The organism is Spirosoma aureum, from assembly GCF_011604685.1.
Taxonomy (GTDB): Bacteria; Bacteroidota; Bacteroidia; order Cytophagales; family Spirosomataceae; genus Spirosoma; species Spirosoma aureum.
This window is the reverse complement of record NZ_CP050063.1, coordinates 629265-637500: the sequence shown is the minus strand read 5'-3', so window position 1 is coordinate 637500 and position 8236 is coordinate 629265. Positions and strand designations below refer to the sequence as shown.

Sequence of the window (8236 nt, the reverse complement as noted above, 5' to 3'; positions counted from 1 at the left end):
TAGTTTTGCTTTGTATGGTGAAACCGAGCGACTTAATAGTCGCGATAATCGCCAGTATAATATGATGAATCTGAAGTCGAAGCATTTGCTTATCGACTTCGAATTTCAGGCCGGGCCCGAGCAGCAACTCTATAAATTCATTTATGAAGCCCGACGACACCCTAAAAAGCATCATGAGATTATGCCGGGCGAACGTCGGATGTTTATCTGGCAGGAAAACGACTGGCAACCGGTTGGGAATGAAAAGGAGGATGTCGCCCTATTGTCGAAGCAGATTCTTGGCTTAGACTACGACAACTTTAAGCGAACGATCATCATTCCACAAAACCAGTTTCGGGAGTTTCTGGAACTCAGCCCAACGGAGCGTACGAAGATGATGAACCAGTTATTCAAACTGGATCAGTACGATATGGCTGGTCGAGTTGGGAAACTGAACAAAGAGAATGATGACCAGCTTTCGGAATTACGCGGTTTGCTGGCTCCTCTGGGCGATGTTACACCCGAAGCGATTGAGCAGGCCAAGACCAGTATTACCAACCTTCTGGAATCATTGACCAAAAAGGAATCTGAAATTAACAAGTTACTACCCGATGAAAAGCGACTGATCGAGAGCCAGAATCGAAGCAAACTTCTGGCATCCAACCAACAAGAACTTACTCAACTCCTTATTCAACAGGAACAATATCAGCGTCTCGAGGCCGATATTACCTTGTATGAATCCTGTTTGTTAATATTTCAGTCTGACTTTGCTATTTTCGACAAATTAGCCAGTAAACACCTTAAGTTAACAGAAGCGGAACAAAACGCTCGACAACAACTTAGTGTTGCAAGCAAGCGTCGGGCGAGTTTAGTGAGTTTGTATGATGCTGCTAAAAAAGCATATGAAACTCGTGATGAACTGCAACAGAAGATTGACGAGTTAGATACGGTGCAGCAAATCAGGACGTTGCAACAATCAATTAGTCAGCAAATACATAACCGGAGTACACTGGCCAGCCAGCTTGAGCAGCAAACCAGCCAGCTTGAACGCTATAAAGCTGACCGGGCTAACCATCAGCTTGTACTGGATAATGGGCTAGGGCAAACGTCGAATCTTGAAAGGCTTTATAAAGTAAATAACTGGTTCGCGGCTTATAAACCCCTAAAAAAACAGGCTGACGATCTACAGGCTGCCCTTAACAACTATGATCTGGCCGTAGAAAAACTAAAGCAGCGTAAAAACGATGCTTTAGCTGGATTCCCTGTCGAATGGGCTCAGTTGACGCTTAAAACATTACCTGACCAAATTGAGGACGCCCTCGCGCAACTGAAATTAATTCGGGAAGACCGGGAGACAAAACATCGGCAACTATTGGTTCAGGATGAGCTTCGTAAGTATGCTGATGCGCTAACCGACGGCAAGCCATGCCCTTTGTGTGGCTCAGAACACCACCCCAGTCGGCATATAGGTAACGCCGAAGATGCCGATGTTCAACGCAGTGATGCGGCTTTGCGCAAAGTTGTGCAACGAATTGACGACACAACAACGCTTCAACTGACGATAAAGGAACTGGCAACGAAGCTACGGAGTGAGTTGGATAATGGGAAGCGGCTTTCGCAGGAACGTGCGGAAATCGTCGGACTGTTGACAGCGCATGAAGATGCTTTTGCGTGGCCGGAATTCTCGAAAGAACAGGAAGGCCTGGTTATGGAAGCCATCCGAAAGGAAAGTGACGGCCAAAAACAGCTACAGGATGCGCAACAGGCTGTTCGAGAACTGAACAAACTCACCGAAGAAACCGAACTTATCTACAATGAACTGGCCCGCAAAGTCGCCGAAGCAGATAACGACCTTTCGGGTCTGAATGGTCAGTTGAAAACAGCCGCCGAATCACTGGAACACTTTCGGCTCGACGAAGTAAAACAATGGGGTTTAGATCAGATTGCCGACCTGCGCGAGTCGCTTTACAACACTTACAAGCAGACAAAAATCAATTTCGACGATGCCGATAAACAAAAAAGCAGCGCCGAAAAAGAATTGGCGACACTGGAGGAGCAGATTCAACAAGTCAATATACAGCTAGCCGAAGTTAGTCAGGAAAGCAAAACGCTAGAAACGACTATTGACCAAAATCTGGACGCCCAGGGATTGAATCGGGAACAGGTAAACCAGATACTACAATCTGGAATAGATGTTAGCCGGGAAAAACGGCGAATCAACGACTATAACGAGAAGCGAACAGGCTTACAGAAACAGGTGGAGACCCTGGAAAAAGAATTAGCCGAACATCCTTTCGATCCTGCTGCGCTGGTGGCCGTTCAACAACAACTTACAGTGTTGCAGGCCGAAAAAGATGAATTGAACAAAGAACACGGTCGCGCAACCACCATACTGGCCACGCTCGAAGCCCAATGGCAGCAGAAACAGGATCATCAGAAGCGCCATGACGAACTGGACCTCCGGCGGCAGGATTTAAAGAAAATGGACGAGCTGTTCCGGGCTCAGGGCTTTGTCAACTATGTTTCGTCGGTTTACCTCAAAAACCTGTGCGAGTCGGCCAATGAGCGTTTTTTTAAACTGACCAATAATCAGCTGAAACTGGAGCTGGACGATAAAAACGGCTTTCAGGTACGCGACTACCTCAACGGAGGTGAAGTCAGAAGTGTGAAAACGCTCTCGGGTGGTCAAACCTTTCAGGCCTCATTGTCGCTTGCGCTTGCCCTGTCTGACAATATTCAGCATCTGACCAAAGCCAAACAAAATCTGTTTTTTCTGGATGAGGGCTTCGGGACACTAGATAAGGATTCGCTCCAGACAGTTTTCAAAACCTTGAAGGCTCTTCGTTCCGAAAACCGGGTTGTCGGCATTATTTCACACGTTGAAGAGCTTCAGCAGGAAGTTGACAATTTCATTCGTGCCGAATCCACAGAAAACGGGAGTCGTATTGTACGGAGTTGGGACGTATAAAGTCAACTATGCATAAGGTTTGCCCTTCAGGCTTCCTTTTTGGGACTTTCGCTCAGAACCGTGCCACGGTTACTGTTGCTACTCCTGATAACCGTGGCACGGTTTTGAGCGAAAGTCCTACCTTTTATTAACAAATCTTGAATTGAATCCAGAATCAGAGCGGCTGCTTTACTTTTACGGAATCAAAAATCAAAAATCCTCTCATGAAAAAACTGGTTACGCTCGGCTTTATTGGCTGCGTAGTACTGACCGGATGCCGTTCGTCAAAGACTGATACGGCGTCATCTCAGGAACAAAAAACGGTTACTACCATTGCATTTGGATCGTGCAGCGACCAGAAACGGCCCCAACCTTTATGGGACGATATTGTAGCGCAAAAACCCGATGTCTGGATATGGCTTGGCGATAACATTTATGGCGATTCGGAAAGTATGGATACGCTCAGTACCAAATATGCCCGGCAAAAATCGAATCCGGTTTACCAGCAGTTGCGGCAATCGACTTCAGTGATTGGTGTATGGGACGACCATGATTACGGCGTCAATGACGGTGGAAAAGAATACCCCCGTCGAAAAGAAAGCCAGCAGCTGATGCTTGATTTTCTGGATGTTCCAACGACCAGCCCCCTCCGGAAGCAGGAAGGTGCCTATTCTACCCACGTTTATGGGCCCAAAGGAAAGCGGGTAAAAGTAATTCTGCTGGACGCACGCTATTTTCGTGATCCATTGAAGAAAGACGGGAAAGCCAATGTACCAGACCCTTCCGGCGATATGCTCGGTGAGGCTCAATGGCAGTGGCTGGAAAAACAATTGACCAACTCCGATGCCGATATACACATTATCGGGAGCGGAGTTCAGGTTCTTCCCGAAGATCATATTTATGAGAAATGGGCCAATTTCCCTACCTCTCGTAAACGGCTTCTGGATTTGTTGAGCAAAACGAAGCCTAAAGGAGCCCTATTGATTAGTGGTGACCGGCACCAGGCCGAAGTATCGAAAGTAAGTGTGCCAGGCTTAAGCTATGATTTGTATGACATCACCAGCAGTGGACTGACTCACGTTTCGGCACCGCATGAAGAAGTAAACCGGCACCGCGTCGGCGCAATTGTGGCCCAATTAAATTACGGCCTGATTACCGTAGACTGGAATGCTAAGCCAGTAACGGCAACTGTCCGAATAAACGGCGATGAACGAGCAACCTATCTGACGCAGCAAGTCAAATTCTGATTGTTTTATAAGGCTGTTTTCTAGAAAAGCGTAAGGCTCCCGAAACGATTTCGGGAGCCTTACGCTTTTCTGGAAGTTTATGGTCTTCTACTCTTTAGTGATCAACTCCATCACTTCTTCCGAGATACCGGTCATGGAGAAGCCACCATCATGGTATAGATTCTGCATCGTAACCATACGGGTCAGGTCGGAGAAGAGCGTTACAACATAGTCGGCACACTGGTCGGCGGTAGCGTTGCCGAGGGGTGCCGTTTTGTCGGCGAAGTCGAAGAATTTATCAAAGCCACCGATTCCGCTACCCGCTTTCGTTGGTGTAGGTGATTGCGAAACGGTGTTTACCCGAACCTTACGATACTTGCCATATTTGTAGCCAAAGCTCCGGGCAATTGATTCCAGAACGGCTTTAGCATCGGCCATATCGCCATAAAACGGAAAGGTCCGTTGAGCCGCCATGTAGGTCAGGGCGACAATCGAACCCCATTCATTGATGGCATCCTGTTTATAGGCAGTTTGCATCATCTTATGAAACGACAGGGCCGAGATATCAATACTCTGCTTAAACCATTCGTAATTGAGGTCTGTATAAGCTTTGCCTTTTCGTACGTTCGGGCTCATGCCGATGCTATGCAGAACGAAGTCCAGTTTACCGCCGAGCACTTCGGTTGATTTGGTAAACAGGTTTTCGATATCTTCGGTCGAGGTGGCATCTGCGGGAATAATTTCAGCATTACACTGTTCAGCCAATTCTTTGATGGCCCCCATGCGCATGGCAATCGGTGCATTGGTAAGCGTGAATGTAGCCCCTTCTTCTTTCGCTTTCAAAGCGACTTTCCAGGCAATCGAGTTTTCGTCTAAGGCACCGGAAATGATGCCGCGTTTTCCGTTCAGTAATCCGTAAGCCATTATGGTAAGTTTACAGTTTGCAGTTTACAGTTTTCGAGGATTCGTTATCACGAGATTTTTGGCAGAAAACTGTACTTATGTCATTCCTTGTCTGATCAAAATGACAATAAGACGCCAAAGTTAGGTTATTTTTTGGTCGAACCACCGTTCTGCCGAAATGCGACAGTTTGCGCTGGTCCTTGTGCCATAGGGAGATTTAACACATTCTTCATGAATTTTTCGGTGGACTGATACACACCATTCAAATCGCCAGCCGTATAATAGGATGCAATCACGTGCTCACCGGCATTCGGAAAATCGACCTTTTGTTTTTTATCGGCGGGTGTCCCCAACTCATTAAACATATCGAGCATAGCTGCTACCGATACAACTTTATCCTGATTGTCTTCATCCTTATAATAATAGCCCATAAACACCGGTTGTTTCACTTTATGAAACTCCTCGGGCGTCATGTACTCATCCAGCATGGTTTGTAAAGTAAGGAGACCATTCGTATGGTATTGAGGGAGCCAGTAACGAATACGACCTGGTTTATTGTATGCGTTAATGACGTGATCGCCCCCAAATACCTGCGTAAGAATTTGCTGCCCCCAGGGTTTTGTAACAAGTTTTAAGGCCGGATTTGCTACAGCAATGCAAGGCGAATAGAGGATCAATCCCTGAATTTCAGGATGGCGGGCTGCCAGATAAAGTGCCAGCATTCCTCCCGCCGATGTACCCATAACGATTACCTTTTCCCCTAATTCTTTCCCAATGGCTAACGCTCGCTCGGCCGATCCGGCATAATTACCGGGTGTCAGATCTTTTAGAGCATCCGGTGAATCAACGCCATGTCCATAAGTGCGAGCCAGGTATAGATTACAGCCGAAACGCTTTGCCAGTTGTTTATGAACCGGGTCGCCCTCGGCCCAGCTTGCCGTAAAGCCCGGAATATAAACGATACAATAGGGTGTTTTGACTTTGTGCAGGCTATCTGCCCAAACAATACGAGCCTCATTATCAGGGCGAAGATTGGCTTTGCTTTCTGATTCCGAAATGCTTTTTTCCAGTTTAATTAAATCCGGATCAAGGGTGATTGGCTCTACTTTTACAGCATCGTAGTGCGCCGATGGGCCAAGCACATAACCGACAACAATCGTGGCCAGCAGAAGGCCCGTGATGGTGAAAATCCGTTTCATACGTATTCTTTAATATCCATACGAATGCGCCAGTCTTTCGGCAGGTAATTGTTTACCCGATTGCCAACGCCTTTGACCCACCCCAGGTTTATTCCTTCGTATTTAGCTAGTTGCCAGCCTTTAACAGGTTCAGCAAATATCAGATTTTCTTTCTTAAAGTAGTGTAAGGCATCTTCCTTACTTAACGATACACCTGATAAGTGCTGGTTAATGGCCGTGCTTAATGCCAGCGCATGAGATGGAATGAAATCAGTGCCTTTAAATTGCCCCATTTCCAGCCCAAAACCTTTGTTTCGTATTGCACTATCTAAAAATAGAAACTGCTTTTCCAACGATTTCGGCAAAGCCATCACATCGCCATTTGGCTTTTCCCACAATGAAAAGTCAGCCGGATTTTGCAGCCACTTCATTGCCGATGCCGTTTCTCTTGGCCGTAAAGCCCGAATACTACGAAATGTGCGGGCATCCAGCTTTACCGCAGCGGTGAATGCTGTTTTGCGAAAAACACTGATAAAAAAACCTTCGCCCCGAACCCGATGTGGATAACACTGGTAACCAACGGCATCGCCAGACTCCTTCTCAACCACATTCCAGCTGGGTGGCAGGATGAGCGGGCGGCTCCGAAAACCGTTTTCGGTCAGATAGTGGATATTCTCCGTATTTTCGTCGTCATTATAGGTACAGGTACTGTAAATCAGTGTTCCGCCTTCGTCCAGCAAATTGGCTGCCGCGGTCAAAATTCGTTTCTGACGAGCCGAACACAGTTGTACGTTAGCCTCCGACCACTCCTGCATCGCATCGGGATCTTTCCGAAATAATCCTTCACCAGAACAGGGCGCATCGACAACGATCAGATCGAAAAAGCCCGCCAGATTGCTCATTTCTTCGGGGTCGTGATTACTGATAACCACATTCGGATAGCCCCATTTGTCCATATTTTCGCGGAGCACCGACACCCGACTGCGGATCACTTCATTACAGATCAGCATACTATCAGGATGCAGGACTGACGCTAACAGTGTACTTTTTCCACCCGGCGCTGCGCATAGATCCAGCACCCGCAATGGGCGGGTCAGGTTTACGGTTTGCTTTAAAGCTTCCTGCAAAAGCATGGAGGACGCTTCCTGTACATAGTAAGCCCCAGCCTGAAACAATGGATCAAGCGTAAAGCTTGGCCGCTCCGCAAGATAAAAGCCTTCCGAACACCATGGAACCTGCTCCAGGCCTGTTGTAACGTAATGCATTTTGCGGGGATTGACCCGAATGCTAACAGGCGTTTCCTGCTGAAGGGCAGCCTCGAAGGCGGGAAAATCAGCGCCTAATTGCGCTTGCATTCGAGCCTGAAACGCCGGAGGCAGTCCAGCCAGGGGTAACCCAGCCGGGGGCAATTCATGAAGATTCATACTGCAAAAATACGGAACTGTCAATCGGTTTTCATTAAACTTGCGATATGGCAGCTATACAGGATCGATTTAAACAAATCAGGACATTCATTTTTGACGTTGACGGTGTACTGACCGACGGAAGCGTCAATTTACTGGCTACCGGCGAACGCTTCCGGACGGTTTTCATCCGGGATACGTATGCCATTGAGCGGGCGTTAAAAGCAGGATTTCGGGTTGGCATTTTATCTTCTTCCAATGCAGATGGCGTTCGCAGTTGGTTAACAGCAATGAACGTTACAGCGATTTTCATGGGCGGTCCCTCCGACCAGAAAGTAAACGCCTATCTGGGCTATATCGCCCGCGACGGTTTGAATGAAGCTGAAATCCTGTATATGGGCGACGATATACCTGATTATGCCATTTTGAACCGACCAGTTGTTTTCAGCACCTGTCCGGCCGATGCCGTGGCTGAGATTCAGGCTATTTGCAAGTATATATCGCCGGTGGACGGTGGTCGCGGAGCGGTTCGCGACGTGATTGAGCAGGTGATGAAGGCGCAGGGAAAGTGGTAATACTGGCTAGCCATTGGCGACCGGC

Annotated in this window: 6 protein-coding genes (1 of these 6 running past the window's edge); 3 read left to right on the top strand and 3 right to left on the bottom strand. The window is 47.5% G+C overall.

Annotated elements, in window-relative coordinates; translation table 11 throughout:
* Nucleotides 1–2947 carry the 3' portion of an AAA family ATPase gene (locus G8759_RS02580; protein WP_167204937.1) on the top strand. It extends 143 nt beyond the left edge of the window, so only the last 2947 of its 3090 coding nucleotides appear in the window; its start codon lies beyond the left edge, outside the window; the stop codon is at nucleotides 2945–2947.
* Nucleotides 2948–3150: 203 nt separating this feature from the next.
* Nucleotides 3151–4173 (top strand): alkaline phosphatase D family protein, encoded by a 1023-nt coding sequence (locus G8759_RS02575; RefSeq protein WP_167204935.1) that lies wholly within the window; start codon nucleotides 3151–3153, stop codon nucleotides 4171–4173.
* An 87-nt stretch (nucleotides 4174–4260) separates the two neighbouring features.
* Here the strand turns inward: G8759_RS02575 and G8759_RS02570 are convergent, their stop codons facing one another.
* From G8759_RS02570 to G8759_RS02560, 3 genes are all read right to left on the bottom strand, one after another.
* On the bottom strand, nucleotides 4261–5076 hold the full coding sequence (locus G8759_RS02570) for an enoyl-ACP reductase FabI (protein WP_167204933.1): 816 nt from the start codon (nucleotides 5074–5076) through the stop codon (nucleotides 4261–4263).
* Nucleotides 5077–5201: 125 nt separating this feature from the next.
* Nucleotides 5202–6254: an alpha/beta hydrolase gene (locus G8759_RS02565; protein WP_167204931.1), complete on the bottom strand. Its 1053-nt coding sequence runs from the start codon at nucleotides 6252–6254 to the stop codon at nucleotides 5202–5204.
* Nucleotides 6251–7657, bottom strand: coding sequence for a methyltransferase RsmF C-terminal domain-like protein (locus G8759_RS02560; RefSeq protein WP_167204929.1), 1407 nt, complete (start codon nucleotides 7655–7657; stop codon nucleotides 6251–6253). The genes G8759_RS02565 and G8759_RS02560 overlap by 4 nt, the downstream gene beginning before the upstream one ends.
* Nucleotides 7658–7704: 47 nt before the next feature.
* Here G8759_RS02560 and G8759_RS02555 point away from each other — a divergent pair, with 47 nt between their 5' ends.
* Nucleotides 7705–8211, top strand: coding sequence for a KdsC family phosphatase (locus tag G8759_RS02555; protein ID WP_167204927.1), 507 nt, complete (start codon nucleotides 7705–7707; stop codon nucleotides 8209–8211).
* Nucleotides 8212–8236: the final 25 nt, after the last annotated feature.